The organism is Streptomyces sp. NPDC050164 (assembly GCF_044459945.1).
Classification (GTDB): Bacteria; Actinomycetota; Actinomycetes; order Streptomycetales; family Streptomycetaceae; genus Streptomyces; species Streptomyces coeruleorubidus_A.
Map to the genome: position 1 here is coordinate 79235 of NZ_JBITJK010000031.1, position 14384 is coordinate 93618.

Annotated in this window: 17 protein-coding genes; 12 read left to right on the forward strand and 5 right to left on the reverse strand. The window is 66.1% G+C overall.

Annotation, left to right across the window (positions count from 1 at the left end; translation table 11 throughout):
* Positions 1-16 precede the first annotated feature (16 nt).
* Positions 17-2920: an Hsp70 family protein gene (locus tag ACIBNA_RS32135; RefSeq protein WP_399168689.1), complete on the forward strand. Its 2904-nt coding sequence runs from the start codon at positions 17-19 to the stop codon at positions 2918-2920.
* 499 nt (positions 2921-3419) lie between these two features.
* On the opposite strand, the gene ACIBNA_RS32140 is transcribed toward ACIBNA_RS32135, so the two are convergent.
* The 5 genes from ACIBNA_RS32140 to ACIBNA_RS32160 form a co-directional block, all read right to left on the reverse strand.
* Complete coding sequence (locus ACIBNA_RS32140; RefSeq protein WP_399168690.1) at positions 3420-4403, reverse strand: response regulator; 984 nt, start codon at positions 4401-4403, stop codon at positions 3420-3422.
* The gene (locus tag ACIBNA_RS32145; protein WP_399168691.1) at positions 4396-5391 is read right to left on the reverse strand and encodes a hypothetical protein; all 996 of its coding nucleotides are present in this window, start codon (positions 5389-5391) and stop codon (positions 4396-4398) included. Before ACIBNA_RS32145 ends, ACIBNA_RS32140 begins: the two co-directional genes overlap by 8 nt.
* Positions 5392-5911: 520 nt before the next feature.
* Positions 5912-6304, reverse strand: a complete 393-nt coding sequence (locus ACIBNA_RS32150; protein WP_399168720.1) for a hypothetical protein — start codon at positions 6302-6304, stop codon at positions 5912-5914.
* Positions 6304-6729 carry an ATP-binding protein gene (locus tag ACIBNA_RS32155; protein WP_399168692.1) on the reverse strand — a complete coding sequence of 142 codons (426 nt, stop codon included), beginning with the start codon at positions 6727-6729 and terminating at the stop codon, positions 6304-6306. Before ACIBNA_RS32155 ends, ACIBNA_RS32150 begins: the two co-directional genes overlap by 1 nt.
* 46 nt (positions 6730-6775) lie before the next feature.
* Positions 6776-7183: an NUDIX hydrolase gene (locus ACIBNA_RS32160; protein WP_399168721.1), complete on the reverse strand. Its 408-nt coding sequence runs from the start codon at positions 7181-7183 to the stop codon at positions 6776-6778.
* 107 nt (positions 7184-7290) lie between these two features.
* Between ACIBNA_RS32160 and ACIBNA_RS32165 the strand changes: the two genes are divergently transcribed.
* The 11 genes from ACIBNA_RS32165 (at position 7291) to ACIBNA_RS32215 (ending at position 14354) form a co-directional block, all read left to right on the forward strand.
* Positions 7291-8079, forward strand: a complete 789-nt coding sequence (locus tag ACIBNA_RS32165; protein ID WP_020274970.1) for a GntR family transcriptional regulator — start codon at positions 7291-7293, stop codon at positions 8077-8079.
* Positions 8080-8244: 165 nt separating this feature from the next.
* Complete coding sequence (locus ACIBNA_RS32170) at positions 8245-8601, forward strand: hypothetical protein (protein WP_399168693.1); 357 nt, start codon at positions 8245-8247, stop codon at positions 8599-8601.
* Positions 8601-9977 (forward strand): FtsK/SpoIIIE domain-containing protein, encoded by a 1377-nt coding sequence (locus ACIBNA_RS32175; protein WP_399168694.1) that lies wholly within the window; start codon positions 8601-8603, stop codon positions 9975-9977. Before ACIBNA_RS32170 ends, ACIBNA_RS32175 begins: the two co-directional genes overlap by 1 nt.
* 87 nt (positions 9978-10064) lie before the next feature.
* On the forward strand, positions 10065-10718 hold the full coding sequence (locus ACIBNA_RS32180; RefSeq protein WP_399168695.1) for a DUF2637 domain-containing protein: 654 nt from the start codon (positions 10065-10067) through the stop codon (positions 10716-10718).
* A gap of 25 nt (positions 10719-10743) precedes the next feature.
* Complete coding sequence (locus ACIBNA_RS32185; RefSeq protein ID WP_102910783.1) at positions 10744-10929, forward strand: hypothetical protein; 186 nt, start codon at positions 10744-10746, stop codon at positions 10927-10929.
* A 2-nt stretch (positions 10930-10931) separates the two neighbouring features.
* Entirely contained in the window at positions 10932-11123 is a 192-nt protein-coding gene (locus ACIBNA_RS32190) for a mobile element transfer protein (protein WP_399168696.1), read from the forward strand.
* 15 nt (positions 11124-11138) lie between these two features.
* A complete protein-coding gene (locus ACIBNA_RS32195; RefSeq protein WP_399168697.1) occupies positions 11139-11333 on the forward strand; it encodes a hypothetical protein in 195 nt (64 codons plus the stop codon).
* A 25-nt stretch (positions 11334-11358) separates the two neighbouring features.
* The gene (locus ACIBNA_RS32200) at positions 11359-11604 is read left to right on the forward strand and encodes a SpdD protein (RefSeq protein WP_399168698.1); all 246 of its coding nucleotides are present in this window, start codon (positions 11359-11361) and stop codon (positions 11602-11604) included.
* 158 nt (positions 11605-11762) lie between these two features.
* On the forward strand, positions 11763-13040 hold the full coding sequence (locus ACIBNA_RS32205) for a replication initiator (RefSeq protein ID WP_399168699.1): 1278 nt from the start codon (positions 11763-11765) through the stop codon (positions 13038-13040).
* Positions 13033-13215, forward strand: a complete 183-nt coding sequence (locus tag ACIBNA_RS32210; protein WP_062927388.1) for a helix-turn-helix domain-containing protein — start codon at positions 13033-13035, stop codon at positions 13213-13215. Before ACIBNA_RS32205 ends, ACIBNA_RS32210 begins: the two co-directional genes overlap by 8 nt.
* Entirely contained in the window at positions 13215-14354 is a 1140-nt protein-coding gene (locus tag ACIBNA_RS32215) for a tyrosine-type recombinase/integrase (protein WP_399168700.1), read from the forward strand. Before ACIBNA_RS32210 ends, ACIBNA_RS32215 begins: the two co-directional genes overlap by 1 nt.
* Positions 14355-14384: the final 30 nt, after the last annotated feature.

Sequence of the window (14384 nt, forward strand, 5' to 3'; positions counted from 1 at the left end):
GCGGCACACCTTGAATGTGGCCCTAGCCGTCGGCTGCTCGCGCTACGAGGACGATGACATCGCGAATCTGCAATTCGCCCATCTGGACGCGCTGCGTATTCGCGAGGTGTTCAGGGACTCCATGGACATCCCCGAGGACGCTCTCTTCACCTTCGCTGACGGACTGCTCGACTCCGAGCCCACCCGGCATAACATCATCCGCACGCTGTCGAGGTTAGCGAAGCAGGCAGCGGCTCCGATCGAGCGGCTGTACTTCTTCTTCAGCGGCCACGGCTTCCACTCGACGTCGGACGGCGAAGACTACCTGATCACACGGGAAGCGCTCACCGACGCTTTGGAGGACACAAGCCTCAACTTCGCCTTCCTGCTCCGGATGCTGCAGGCGACTGGCGCCCGGCACGTGGTGCTGCTCTTAGACGCCTGCCGCACCCCCCTCGCCGGCGGCAAGTCGCTCTTCGCGACGGCGCGAAAGGTGGACGTCGAGCGGCTCTGCCCGCCCGGTGTGGTGTCCTTCTGTTCGTGCGCGCCGGGCACCAGCTCCTACGAGAGCCACCAGTTGAAGTCCGGCATCTTTACCGAGGCGCTCTGTGGTGCTTTTGGTGACGATGGCCGCTGCATCACAGTCGGACACCTCGACAGCTATCTGACGGCCTATGTGCCGCGCCTCGCCCGGGAGTACGACAAACCACAGCAGCAACCGTACTCCCGACTTGAACCGGCGGCTCTTATGGACCTCGATGTCGTCTCGCCGCGCAAGCGCAACGAGTGGCGGGCGTCGGCGCGGGTGGGCGTGGAGCTAAGGCAGCAGTCTGTGGTCCCCATCAGCAGTGCGAAGATTCCCGAACGGGCGCCCTTCGCCATCGACTTCGGGACCACCAATTCGGTCATCGCGGTGGCCGACGACGAGTCGAACACCCACTTCATTCCGGGGGGCGACGGGCGTCGCCTCGTGCCGTCCGTTGTCACCTTTGTACCGGACCTCGACTATCTGGTCGGCTCACGCGCGGTAGACCTCGAGCGGTACTCCGCGGGCCGTACGGTGCGTGCGATCAAGCGTCACCTTGGTACGGACCACACCGTCCCTATTGATGGCAGGGAACTGCCGGCCGACCTCGTGTCGTCGCTGGTGATCCGGAGCCTGCGCGCCAACGCGGAGGACGTGCTGGGCACCCTGCCGCGGGAGGCGATGGTCTCCTACCCGGCCAACTTCAGCATCCGCCAGAACAACAGCTTGCTGCGCGCCTTCGAACTGGCGGGCCTAAAGGTGCTGCGGATGGTGGGCGAGCCCAACATCGCCTGCGTGCTGCTGCATCTGGACCGGCCAGATTGGGAGGGGGTGGTCCTGGTGGTCGACCTGGGCGGGGGCACCCTCGACGTGGCGGTCGCTGTGGTCGGTGACGGGGTCCACGAGATCAAGTCGGTGTACGGCGACAACAACCTCGGCGGGCTCGACTTCGACGCGGCGCTGGCGGACCTGTTCAGGGAGCGGCTGCGGGAGTGGAACAGCGCGGTGACCTTCGATACCGAGTTGGACGCGCAGATTCTCAGAGAGGCGGAGCGGGCCAAACACCTGCTCACCGAGGACGAGTCGACCACAGTCGTGATCCGGGACGTGGAGATCGGCGCTCAGGTGCTGTCGTGCCGCTTTACCGTTGACCGCGCCGAGTTCCGAGAGGCTTGCTCTGAGTTGACCGCTCGCTTCGTCCGGGTGGTGCGGACGGCGATCGACGACGGCTACGTCAGCTGGCTGATGGACGAGCCCATCAGCGTCGTCCTGCTCACCGGGCTGGGCGGCAAGATCTTCACCGTGCGGGAGAGCCTTGAGGAGATGCTCGACGATGTGGAGTTCGTCGAGCAGTACCAGGATCTCGCTGTCAGCCAGGGTCTGGCGCTGTATTCCTCACTCCTCATGGGCGCCTCGGCCTCGCGCACCGGAGCCGTACCCCTGCTCCTCGACCTCAGCCACCGTGGGATTGGCATCAGATGTACGCCGACGGGAGATCCCGCATCGGGCCGGTTCCGGAAAGCCCCGGAAGCGGACGGCCACACTGAAACCCTGGTCGAACGGCTGACGACCATTCCGACCAGGCGCAGCGACATCTTCACGTTCGTGGGAGCCCCGGGCACGGAGGTCGTCCTGCCTGTCATCGAGAGGTCGAAGACGTCGGACGAGGACGTCGAGATCGGCGTCGTCTCTTTCCCCGTGGAGCAGGAGGAGGTGGAGATCGAGCTGACCGTGGACATCGACGCGAATAGTGTCTTCCTGCTGTGCGTGGCCGATCACACGAACGAGACGTACCGCCTCTACCAGCTCAACCAGTACTACCGGGATCCGGGGTGGAGCCACGGCCAGACCGTCGACCTATTGTTGGACGGTTGGACGGTGTACGGCATCGAGCCACTCGACGCGGCGTTCTGGACGCCCAGTGGCACAGGCAGCACCTCGCCGACCACCCTCCGAGACCTTGACATCCCGGCCGAGATCACCCGTCTGACCAAGGACGTCGAACGCGAGGTCGCCCGCCGCGAAGCGGGTTCGTACGTTTATGTCGGGGGCATCCATCGAGCCCTGGCCCGCAGCCACCTCCGCATCGCACGGCTCCTATTCGCCGTCGATCACCGGGAGGAGGGAGCACGCGCCCTGGCCGAGTCCTTGCAGGCGCTGCTCACCCTGCCTGCCTCGGACCGTCCGTGGTCGGACATCGCGGTGCGGATCGACTTCGCCGTCGACCACCTGCTGGGCACTCCGGAAGCTGACCTCGTCACCGACGTTCTGGAGCAGATGACGACTTGGACGCATGACGACCTAACGACGGGCTCCTACGGCCTCGCCGAGGTCATCCGCGCGCTGATGAGGGTAGGCGCCCAGCGGGAGGCGCGACATCTGGAGTTCCTCAGTGATAGGCGCCTGCGGCCGTAGCCCCGCGCCCGCTACTCCAACCCGCGCTTCCCCGGCGTGCAGAATGGCTTGGTACGCGCCGGGCGCCGGTTGCGCGGTCCGATCTACCGCGGGACGAGAGGCAGGCCAGCGGCACCCGAGCTTGGGAAGCTCGGGTCTTTTGGCAGCTTGCGTTGACCTGCGGAAGTGGTGTTGGAGCCCCGGTCGCACCGGTGACGAGTCCCCCGCTGTTCCCCGTGGTTCCCCGCAGGATCTGGCACGCAAATGGCACGGTCCCCTCGTCTCGAACAGCCCCTGGCGGAGTTGGGCACCGGAGCGTCTGAGCCTCAGCCGACGACAGTCAGCCACGATGGCGGGTCAGCCGACCGTATGGGCGCGCGTGTGCCTCGCTGTACTCCCACCGGTCTCAGCCACGCCATTGGTGCCGTCGACCAGAGCAAGCCGCGATAGCCCAACCGTGAAGTGACTCGGGGCATCAGCCTGAATACTATGAGCTTGGGAACCGTGACGACGAAAATCCTTACGAGACCTCTCCAAGATCGGTTTCCTCGGAAGTTCCGTCGCTGTACTTATCGATTTGCCGCAGGGCCGTGCGACGAGTAGGAATGTAGGCATCCAGAGAATTCACACTGCTGGCTGAACAGCAATTACAGCTGGTTACAATTTCGATCTTAACTCTGGAAAAGATTGGCGCTTTCAGGATGCGTCGAAATTTGACGTGCCGTTGCGTCAAGTCAGTCGGCTCCTGCAGAGAGAAAGTTTGCTCAACGATTTGTGTACTGCTTGCAGTTAGCGTGTGCGTCTCTCGGAATCGCTGAGATAGTTCAATCTGGAGCTTTCCGGTCATCGACGCGATGTGTTTGGTAGATACCCCCAGGTCGGTCCGCAGACTATCAATTGTTTCCTCCTCGAGGACAACTGAACTCCCAATGTCCACCTGGATTTGCCGTCGCTCTACTTGTCCCGCGTGGAGACTTACCACGTCACGCCACTGATCGGAAAAGGTATGCGACGGGTCAACGATTTCTGCGCGCAGAACACCATATTTTACCGTATTCCTTGAAAGGAGGGAGGTGCGTCGCTCGAAGATTGTTGGCCGATCTGCCGCTAGAGTTCGTGAAGCAGATTCAGATTGCCATGCCACGTATTCCCCTAGCACTGCATCCGGAAGGTTCCTCACCTCATTCTTTGGTAGATATTTCTTGAATTGAAGCTGTATGGCTGCGCCGACTTCCTGTGCACTTGCTTCTCCTGTGAGCATGATCGCTCGAATGCTAGGGTCGATTTGCATCATCCGTTGATATAGATCAGTCCCCGAAATGTCTGGCATCCGTTGGTCGAGCACGGCTACCTTGATGGAATTTCTTCTGCAGACCTCAAGCGCTTCGGATGGATTCGACGTATGTGCGACAATTAGTCCGGTCTTCACTCGAATCAATTCGGAATAAGCCGACGCGGCCGACAGGATGTCATCCACCACGACAACATCAACACTTTCAGACATTTCCCAGGTCATCCTTTTGATTAGGAAGAAAAATGGTGAATCGAGCCTGTTCGTTGCTCACATTGTGACTGAGGTTCGCTCCCTCATAGGCCGATAGCAGCCGCTTGACGACCGGCAGTCCCAAACCTTGGTGACCGTCCTTATGCGAAACTCCAGGCTCGTAAATGTCGCTGGAAAGGGCGTGGGAATCCGACTGATTAATGACGTCTAGCCGGAAGCCTTCGGCGACAGATGACTGCCTGACTTGAACGATGCTATTCGGAGGTGCAGATTCATATGCATTCTCCAGTAGGGGAAGTAGCGCAGACAGAGTGAAGCTGTTCGGGTATCCGCCGAGCTCCTCTCCAATATCTGTTTCTAGGGAGATTTCATTTGCGGCCAGGGTTGCATAGATTTCACCGGCTGCTGTGATACTCTCCTTAAGGGATTTTGGGTTCCATCTCGCGGCGCTATCAGCGACCTGCGTTAGCTGTCGATACCCCGAAAGGAAGGCCTTGCACATCTCCACGCTACTCAAAATCCTTGCCGCAGGACTTTCCGTTGCCTCGGGTGCCGCAATGCCGTCCTCATTGAGCAGAATTGCCATAGTCTCGATTTGTGAAAGCGGCGTGTTCAAGCTGTGCGAAATCTCTCGGATCAGCGACGTATAGTCCGCTTGTGGGTGATCTCCTCGTGGACTGCTCGCGCCGTGGCCAGTTTCAGCGACATTCACAACCACATTCAGGCCATCCAGTTTACTAAGAAGCTCATTTTGTCGCCCGATAAGGTCAACTAGCATCCTGTCTGGTTCGTTCTTCGATGTGCGGCGTCTAAACTCGAACTCAAGTCGATCGCGTTCAATCCTTAGACGCTCTTTCTCAAGATTAAAATTCTGCTCTGAGGTGAGGCGCCATCGGCGGTACTGAATGAGGATCAGCTGAAGTGCCGCCACAGTGACCGTAGCGACTCCGGCAACTACGGTCCAAGTTGTGATGTCGCTGGCTGCCATTTTCTCCCACCGTGACAACAGTGCAACTGTGCGTAGGAGGCCACCTTACTGCGTGGGCCGGGGATTGAACGAGTAGTCGAACGGAGAGGATCACTTGATCCTGCTTCTGATTGCCGCTGCGTAAGTGATGGGGGACCAGGGTGGATCATGCCCGGTCCCCTTGAGCGGCCGTCCGATTCGGTCAATCATTCGAGGTTGTGCCCGGCTGTGGCGGATGCCCTTTGCGGTGCGTGATGCGTGCCTCGGATGGAAGAGGAGACTGTAATCCGTAGAGACGGCCGCTCCAGCCGCGACGCACCTCTCCTCTGGCTTCAGGTGACTGGACGTTGCGAGTGCGGCGCGGGCGCCGGCCGGGCTGGAGCGGGACGAAGGCAGGAGCGCAGGCCCGGCCGGGGGCCGGGCCGCGTGCGGGGAGCGGAGCGAGCCGCCTTGAACCAGTAGAGAAAGTTGTAACTCAGTCCGTGGCGTGGGCGTGTCTAGGCCCACCGTCAAGCATCAGCTGGGACCAGAACGTCAAACATCACCTGGGACTAGACATCGTGGCGTGGGCGGTGAAGTCGTATGCGCAGGCTGGGAGATCGACACCTTGGCGGTGGACCAGCGGTAGGAAGACCACTGGCCGGATCGTCCATGTGATGCGGGTGCTGGCATGGATCAGAGAGACCGTGCAGGGTTCCATGCGTAAGAGGGCTCGTCGGGTATCGATGCGGCCGTCGTAGAGCCAGGCCCAGGCTTCGTCTGAGGCGTCCGGGTCGAGTGCTGGTGAGATGGTGCGCAGGGCGACCGCTGCCCATCTGTCAGCCTGCGGTGCTGAGCAGGCGTCGAAGGATGCCCGAAGTGCCGGCCACCCCGTCTCGTCGTTGACGTCCTGCGTCCAGCACTCGCACCAGAAACCCCGCTGGGGCTTGTCCATCAGCACGGGTGACCTCCGGGCTGAGCGTCCGTGAAGAGCTCCGCGGTGACGGTGTAGCCGCTGTGGCTGCCGTGGACGACGACCCGGTGTGCGATGACGCTGACCATGCCCAGGCCGCGGCCGTGTACTGCGTCCTGGCTCGGCCGCTCGACCTTCGGGGCCGTGCCCATCCCTCCTTCGTCGGTGACCGACAGAGCCACCACCTTCGGGGAGACCGCGAGAGCCAGGTGGAAGCTGCCTTCCCCGCCGCTTGCCGTGTGGAGGATCGCGTTCGCGCTCAGTTCGCTCACGATCAGTTCGGCGTCGTCGGCCAGGGGAGATCCCCGCAGGATGTCCCGCGTCCAGCGGCGGGCCCGGCTCACCTCTTCCGGAAAACCTGGGCAAGTGAGTCCCCAGACCCGGGCGGTGCTCGTATACTCGTGCATACAAGTTCCTTCGTGCTGGTAGGCCGCCATGTGCAGCGGGTTCGGGCTAGACGAGTTTCACGCCGTCGTGGGCGCGGATGGCCGGCGGGGATGCCGCGTCCAATGCGTCCAGGACGCGGATCGCGTACGCCTCATCGGCGAGTTCGATGACTTCTTCACGGGTGGCCCAGCGCAGTGCGCGGGTCTCGTCCCCGGTGGTGGGCCTGCCGTCGGCGGCCTCACAGCGGAAGACCATGGAGACGATCAAGCCCTTCATGTTCTTGTAGATCCCGGTCAGCATCGCGGGAAGCGCGATCTTGATGCCGGTCTCTTCGAGAACTTCGCGCTGGAGGGCCTCGGGGATGGTTTCCTCGCGTTCGAGGACACCGCCCGGGGGTTCCCAGTGGCCGTTGTCGCGGCGTTTGATCAAGAGGGCGCGGTCCTGGTCGTCGACGATGACTCCGGCGACGCTCACGGAGTGCGGACGGTCGGTGCTCACGTTCCTCTGCCCTCTCGGATGGCTAGGCTCTCCACCGTAGCAACAAAGCTCGCCCACTCGTCTAGATACCTAAAGGAGTACACGTGCCCTCTCTTTCCTCCGGCCTCCTCGGCGATCTCGACCCCACGAGCGATCGTGCGGTCTTTCGGCAGATCGCCGACCAGCTGCGTGAGGCCATCGACCGTGGGCGATTCAAAGAGGGCGAAAAGCTGCCCTCCGAGGCCGAACTGGTCGAGCATTACGGGGTTTCCCGTATGACGGTTCGAAACTCCTTCTCGGTCCTCCAGGGCGAGGGCCTGGTGCACGCCGAGCACGGCAAAGGCGTCTTCGTGCGACCACGACCGCCTGTCAGGCGGCTCGCCTCCGACCGGTTCGCCCGGCGCCACCGCGAGCAGGGAAAGTCCGCGTTCATCGTGGAGGCCGACGCCGCCGGCAGTCACCCGCAGGTGGACAGCCTGGAGGTCAAGGAGGAGAAGGCCAGCCAGGACGTCTCCACCCGGCTCGGATCCGTGCGACGGGTGCTCGCCCGGCGTCGCCGGTATCTGCTGGACGGGCGGCCGGTGGAGTTCGCCACGTCGTATCTGCCGCTCGACATCGCGCGGGGTACGCCGATCGCCGAGCCGAACCCCGGGCCTGGTGGCATCTACGCCCGGCTTGAGGAGCTGGGGCACCGCCTCGACCACTTCGAGGAAGAGATTCGTGCCCGGATGCCCTCGCCCGATGAGGTCCGGACGCTGCGGCTGGCCTCCGGCGTGCCGGTCATTCACCTGATCCGCACGGCGTTTGACCAGGAGGGACGGGCCGTGGAGGTCTGCGACACGGTCATGGCGGCGGACGCCTACGTGCTGTCGTACCAGCTCCCGGCGACGTGAGCGCCTGATCGGTGGTGGTGCGCGGGGGTGCTTCTCCGAACTCGTACACCCCAACACGCTTACTCGTATAGACGAGTGGGCGAGTGGTGTGGCAAGGTGGTTGCCGTTCCCGGGGACCGGGTTCGAACGCCGCATCTTGTATAGACGAGTAGATGGGAAGAAGTCTTGCGCACCATCCGTGTAGAGACCTCCGCCGCAACGATCCTGCTGACCGAGGCGCCCGAGCCCAAGGTCCGCAACCGGCAGACGGGCGAGATCGCCAAGGACGCCACCAGCGGAGAGGCCCTGATGACGATCGGCGTCGTCTACCTGGAAGACGGCGAGTCGTCGCTGATCAAGGTCACCGTTCCGGAGAGCGGAGTGTCCGAGGGGCTGACGCTCGGGGCTCCGGTCTCTCTGCCGGGTCTGGTGGCCCGGCCGTGGGAGAGCGTCTTCAACGGGCAGCAGCGGCACGGCATCGCCTACCGCGCCGCCGCCGTGACTCCGGCCGCGTTCCCGGCCGCCACCGGGGCCGCTGCCTGATGACCGATCTGACGACACTCCTGGAGGTGGGTGGTCCTGTCGCCGCACTCGGCGGCGGGGCCGCCTACGCCCGGGCCAAGCATCCCGGGGTGTACTGGTCCACGGTCGGCCTGCCGATATCCGCCGCCCGGCTCCTCAGCTCCTACGGCTCGGTCATGGAGGCCTGCGGCCTTACCGTGGCTCCGTCCCGGCTGCGGATGCTGGCGGTCAAGGCCACCACCCGCCGTGAGGTCCGGCCCGTGCCGCCGCGTCGCGGCATCATCCGGCCCACCTCGACCGGGCTGCGGATCCGGCTCCGGCTCGCTCCGGGGCAGGAACCAGCCGACGTCGCCGCCTCGGCCGAACGGCTGCGGCACGCCTGGGGCGTCCACGCCGTGTACGTGACCACGATCAAGCCCGGTGTGGTTGAGCTGCGGCTGGTCGGCTTCGACGTGCTGCGGCAGGTGCGGATGCCTCGCAAGGTGGACACCGAGTTCCTTCAGGTGCCCGTGGCCCTGCGGGAAGACGCCATGCCGTTCATACGCGACTACCGATCCGTGCCCCACCAACTCACCCTCGGCGCAACACTGTCGGGAAAGTCCATGTACCTGCGGCACCTGATCGCCGGACTCGCCCCTCAGCCGGTCGCCCTGGTCGGCATCGACTGCAAGCGCGGCGTGGAGCTGGCGCCGTTCGCCCCCCGCCTCTCCGCGCTGGCGACCGAACCGGAACAGGCCGCCGAGTTGCTGCCCGTGCTCGTGAAGGAGATGGAGGACCGCTACGACCTGATCAAGGCCCGGCAAGGCATCGCCCCGAACACTCCGGCCGAGGAGATCACCTCGGACGTCTGGGGACTGCCCGAGTCAGAACGCCCGGTCCCGATGGTGCTGTTCGTGGACGAGGTGGCTGAACTCTTCCTCGTCGCCACGAGAAAGGACGAGGAACGCCGGGACGAGATGGTCACCCAGCTCATTCGCCTCGCCCAGCTCGGCCGCGCGGCCGGCATCTACCTGGAGGTCTGCGGCCAGCGCTTCGGCGCCGAACTGGGCAAGGGCGCCACCATGCTGCGAGCCCAGCTGACCGGCCGCGTCTGCCACCGCGTCAACGACGAAGCCTCCGCGAAGATGGCGCTCGGCGACATCGCACCCGAAGCGGTCACGGCCGCCTGCGCCATTGCCCCCGAACGGCCCGGCCTCGCCGTGGCCGGTGACACCTCCGGCGGCTGGTCGCGCATCCGCACGCCGTACCTGTCCCTCGGCGACGCTGCCGAGACCTGCCGCGAGTCGGCCCACCTGGTCCCCGACCTGCCCGCGCTCAAGCCCTTCCGGCCCGATGTGCCCGTACTGCCCGTCGAGGCACCGGGACCGGCTGTGCGGCCCCGGCCAGTGGCCGACTGACCCGCGTCCCCGCTCAACCCCGGTTGGCGTGACCGCCTCACGCCACGTCCCTACCCCTCCCATGCCCGAACCGGAAGGAGCCGCAGCATGCGCGCCCACCTGGCCCGCGTCGATGCGGTGCTGGTCCAGGCGGTCATCGCCGCCGCGCTGTCCTTCGCCCACCTGCACGATGTCGCCTCGGCGTCCGGACAGAACGGGTGGAAAGCGTGGGCCTACCCGATCAGCGTCGACCTGCTGCTCGTCGCCGCCTGGCGCCGACTGCGCTCCGGAGAAGCGAAGACGGCCGGGTGGTGCTGGTTCCTGATTGCACTCGCCGCGTCCCTCGGCGCGAACGTCGCCACCGCCGGCCTGCTCGACCTGGATCACGTACCGGCCTGGCTGCGCATCCTCGTGGCGGGCTGGCCCGCGGTCGCCTTCCTCGGCGGAACCCTCCTGGTCCACTCGCCGCCGACAGCGCACGACGAGACCACTGACGCCGTAGACCAACAGGAACTCGACGGCATCGAGGACCAGGAGAACGCGCCCGATCCCACGCCAGCCCCCCCGACGCCACCGGCGGCCGACCCGGCATCGGCCCCACCGTTGGCCCCGCCTCCGGTCGCTGTCCCGGCCGCCCTCGTCGAGCACGCCCGCAAAGTCGCCGCCGACCACCACACCCGCACCGGAACGGCCATCGACACCCCGACCCTGCGCGCCCGCCTCGGCGTCCCACCGCCCATGGCCGAAGCCATCGCCGCCTAACTCACCTGACCAGCAAAGGAAGATCATGCCCCTCTTCTGCTTCAACACGGCCGCCGACTACCTCTCAGCGGCCCGCGAGATGGCCGTCAGCGGCCGATCGGCGCTCGCCCGGCTCCTCGCCGAGGAAGCCGCCGACCGCACGCCGGACCCGGAGGAAGCCGCCCGGATCCTGCGCGACTTCCCCCGCCCCAGCCCGCGACAGGAGGACTGACCATGCCCGCACCGAAGCGCTTCCGCCACGTCAGCCGCATCGGCCCCGTCCAGGTCGGCACGTCCTACGACGGTCGCGGCCGGCAGAAGCACACCGCCGCCTGCACCGCCCCGCGCTGCGGCTTCTCCGCCGACTACGACAGCCGCGCCGCCGCCGAGCTGGCCGCCCGCACCCACCGCTGCCCCGTGCGCTGAAAGGATTCCCGACCCGTGACCGTCAGCCTTCCGCTTGTCGTCCTCCTCGGTTTCTTCGCCTGGGGAGCAGTCAGGTTCCTCGGCGTCCGCGTCTGGATCGTCGTCCTGATCGCTCTCTTCGGCTTCTGGCTCTCCCGCACCTTCCTCGCCCCCGCCATCGAGTCCGGCACGCGCTCCGGCGTGACCGTCATAAACGGCTCACACGCCTAGACGAGTAGATAAGGAGACCTCACCCGTGTTCCTCCCGAAGTACCCCGACAGCCCGACCCCGCCGCCCGCGCACACCCACACCCCGACCGAGCCGCCGCCCGTACGGCGTTCGCTCCCGTCGGTCTCCATCGATCAGAAGACCGTCGTGGCCCTGGTCGTCGGCGGGGTCGTCCTCACCGCGCTCCTGGCGGCCGTCGCCGTCACGGCCATCTCCGTAGCCGTTGCCGCCGTCGTCCTGCGCTCCATGTTCCGCGACCACCACCGCCGCTGAACCGCGCTGGCCTCCGGGGCGGCGGCACACGACCAAGCAGTTCGCCGCCCCGGCGCCTGCTCCTCCCGACCCAGCAAGTCAGAAGGGGAAACGCCATCTTCACCCGCACCACTCCGGCACCTCTCCCGGAACTCGCGAACCTGGCCGCGCAGGGCACGTTGCCGGGTATCCTCCGCCAACTCTCCGGACTCGGCGGCTGCACCCACCCGATCCGCCTCGACGGCCACCGCACCGAGTACGACGTCGACACCCGCACCGGCGAGATCGGCAACGTCCTCCACCGCCTCGACTCGACCAGCCTCCCGGCCGGACAGCTCCTCGTCCGCTGCAACAACCGCCGCACGACCCGCTGCCAGGCCTGCGCCGAGGTGTACCGCCGCGACACCTTCCACCTGATCACCTCCGGCCTGCGCGGCGGCAAGGGGATCCCCGAACACGTCGCCACGCACCCTCGCGTGTTCGCCACCTTCACCGCGCCGAGCTTCGGCCCGGTCCACAACCGCCTCTCCAGCGGGCGCCCCTGCCGCTGCGGCACCCACCACGACCAGGACGACGACGAACTCGGCACCGCGCTCGACCCGGACACCTACGACTACGAAGCCGCCGTGCTCTGGAACGCCCACGCCGGTCCCCTCTGGCGGCGCTTCTCGACCTACCTGCGCCGGGAGGTTGCCAAGCGCGCCGGCCTGTCCCAGCGGCGCTTTCGCGAGCACGCCCGCGTGAGCTTCGCCAAGGTCGCCGAATACCAGAAGCGCGGAGCAGTTCACTTCCACGCCGTCATCCGCATCGACGGCCCCAGCGGCGGCGACACTCCACCCCCTGCCTGGGCAACCGCCGAACTGCTCACGGACGCGATCCGCGCTGCCGCTGCCAGGGTTCGCGTGGACGGACCGGTCATCGACGGCCGTGCGCACACCTTCGGCCGCCAACTCGACGTCCGCACCATCCGCTCGGCCGACTTCAACGGCGGCCAGGAGCTCACCGAACGAGCCGTCGCCGCCTACATCGCCAAGTACGCCACCAAGGGCGCTGAGACAGCGACGGGAGCTCTCGACCGGCCGCTCAAGTTCGCCGCCGAACTCGCCCAGCTCGACATCAGCGACCACGCCCGCCGCATGATCCGCACCGCATGGTTCCTCGGCGCCCGCAAGGACCTCGAACACCTCCGCCTGCGCGCCTGGGCCCACATGCTCGGCTTCCGCGGCCACTTCTCCACCAAGTCCCGCCGCTACTCCACCACCCTCGGCGCCCTCCGCGACGCCCGCGCCGAATGGCGCCGTGCGCGAGCCACACCTGCCAACGGCCCCGAGACCGACACGACGTACGTGCTCTCGCACTGGGTCTTCGCCGGAACCGGCCTCTCGGAGGCCGAAGCCTGGCTTGCCGCATCCCTCGAACCCGCCCCCGGAACGGAAGGAGAGCCCACCCATGCATGACGACGAACTGCTGACGGTGCCTGACGTGATGGAGCGGCTGAAGCTCGGTCGCTCCACCGTCTACGACCTCATCCGCTCCCGTCGTCTGCCCTCGATCACCATCGGCCGGTGCCGTCGGATCCCCGCGCGGGCTGTCCGCGAGTACATCACCCACGAACTGGAGGCGGCCGCCTGATGGCCCAGCAACGCAAGCGGAACCCCAACGGCGCCGGCACCATCACCAAGCGCAAGGACGGCCGCTTCCAGTGCGCGGTCTACGTCCTCCAGCCGGACGGCACCCGCGCCCGTAAGTTCGCCTACGGCAAGACCTGGGCCGAGTGCGACGCCAAGCGTCGCGAGCTGCTGGACAAGGTCGACCAGGGCGTGCCCGTGCCTACCAAGTCGGCCAAGCTCTCGGACTGGCTCCCGTACTGGCTGGACAACGTCATCAAGCCCCGGCGGAAGCTCAGCACGTTCGACAAGTACGAGGCACACGTCCGGCTCTACCTGGTGCCCCTGCTCGGTGCCAAGCGGCTGGAATCCCTCGGCGTCGCCGACGTCCGCCGGTTCCTCGTCCGCCTGGAGAAGGAGACGACCGCCGCAACGGCCAAGGAGTCGCACCGAGTTCTGCGCTCGGCCCTGTCTTCCGCCTGTCGCGAGGAACTCATCGCGCGCAACGTCGCCAAGCTCGTCGAGCCGCCCCGCACGGACAAGCCCGAGCTGCACCCCGAGACGCTCGACTTCCTCGCTGCCTCCCGCAAGGATCCGCTCTACGCGGCCTTCGTGCTCGCCATCGCCATGGGGCTCCGCCGAGGAGAGATCGTGGGCCTGCGCTGGTCGGACCTCGACCTCGACAACCGTGTCCTCTACGTCCGCCACCAGGTCCAGCGCCGCCGTGGCGTTCTGTACGACGACGACCCCAAGAGCCGCCGTCGCCGCGCAGTCCCGCTGCCCGCCCTCTGCATCGCGCCCCTGCGCTGGCACCGCCTACGGCAGGCGGACGCGCGCGCCAAGGCGGGGGAGAGGTGGCAGGAGTCGGACTATGTCTTCGCCACTCGCACCGGCCGCCCCGTGGAGCCGCGCAACCTGTACCGCTCCTTCACCCGCGTCGCCGTGTCCGCCGGCCTCCGCGTGATCCGGCTGCACGACGCTCGCCACGGGACGGCCACCCTGCTCACGGCGGCCGGAGTCGCGCCCCGCGTCGTGATGGAGATCCTCGGTCACTCACAGATCAGCATCACCATGGACGTCTACACCCACGTCGTCCAGGACACGCAGCGCGAAGCCATGAGCCACATGGACCGCCTGCTCAGGAGACGCCCCGGTCGTCAATGACCAGGCTCGTTGATGTCAGCTGTAGATGTC

Coding starts and splice junctions, on each gene's coding strand:
- ACIBNA_RS32185 (WP_102910783.1), top strand. CDS start 10,744: ATGCCCCTCTTCTGCTTCAACACGGCCGCCGACTACCTCTCAGCGGCC.
- ACIBNA_RS32140 (WP_399168690.1), bottom strand. CDS start 4,403: ATGTCTGAAAGTGTTGATGTTGTCGTGGTGGATGACATCCTGTCGGCC.
- ACIBNA_RS32210 (WP_062927388.1), top strand. CDS start 13,033: ATGCATGACGACGAACTGCTGACGGTGCCTGACGTGATGGAGCGGCTG.
- ACIBNA_RS32155 (WP_399168692.1), bottom strand. CDS start 6,729: ATGCACGAGTATACGAGCACCGCCCGGGTCTGGGGACTCACTTGCCCA.
- ACIBNA_RS32215 (WP_399168700.1), top strand. CDS start 13,215: ATGGCCCAGCAACGCAAGCGGAACCCCAACGGCGCCGGCACCATCACC.
- ACIBNA_RS32145 (WP_399168691.1), bottom strand. CDS start 5,391: ATGGCAGCCAGCGACATCACAACTTGGACCGTAGTTGCCGGAGTCGCT.
- ACIBNA_RS32150 (WP_399168720.1), bottom strand. CDS start 6,304: ATGGACAAGCCCCAGCGGGGTTTCTGGTGCGAGTGCTGGACGCAGGAC.
- ACIBNA_RS32175 (WP_399168694.1), top strand. CDS start 8,601: ATGACCGATCTGACGACACTCCTGGAGGTGGGTGGTCCTGTCGCCGCA.
- ACIBNA_RS32180 (WP_399168695.1), top strand. CDS start 10,065: ATGCGCGCCCACCTGGCCCGCGTCGATGCGGTGCTGGTCCAGGCGGTC.
- ACIBNA_RS32190 (WP_399168696.1), top strand. CDS start 10,932: ATGCCCGCACCGAAGCGCTTCCGCCACGTCAGCCGCATCGGCCCCGTC.